This is a genomic window from Pseudomonas sp. P5_B2, assembly GCF_056400445.1.
Genome location: NZ_JBFULH010001464.1, coordinates 1 through 564 on the forward strand (window position 1 = coordinate 1; position 564 = coordinate 564).

General features: G+C 45.0%; 1 protein-coding gene. It reads left to right on the forward strand.

Translation table 11 applies throughout. The annotated features are described in order from the left end of the window. The coding region (locus AC1DRJ_RS31850; RefSeq protein WP_477805591.1) for a LysR substrate-binding domain-containing protein at positions 1-413 on the forward strand (413 nt) is incomplete at its 5' end. Positions 414-564: the final 151 nt, after the last annotated feature.

Below are 564 nucleotides of genomic sequence, written 5' to 3' on the forward strand. Positions count from 1 at the left end.
GTTATATCCTGCATTCGGCGGTAGCAGCATCTATCCATCGTATGGCAAGCGTATACGACAAAATCGCTGAGGGAATTTATGACCAAGAACGAGAAATCATTCTTTCGTGCACGTCAGCATTTTCTCAGTTTAGAATTCTTCCAAGATTAAGCATGTTGCGTGCAATTCAACCTAAATTAAAATTGCGATTATTTACGCAGATGCTGACCCCGGACTTCCATCGCGATGACGTCGATCTAGTAATTCGGTATGGCAACGGAAAATGGGACGATGGAAACTCAATTTTTTTATTCGATGAGGAGGTATTCCCTGTCTGCTCACCTTGCTGGCTAGCTGCAAACCCAGTCCCGACATCGATAGTTGATTTTTTGCGTATGGAACTCATTGACTCAGACGCAACTCTTGAGGGTTGACTAACCTGGAATAGCTGGTGCCGAGAACTAGGCGATACGCGCCCAAAAATGACTAATATGCTCCGCTGTAGCTCGTATAACGATACGATTCAAGCTGCAACTTTGGGACATGGAATTGCATTAGGTTGGGGCCGAATGGTCTCACATCTAC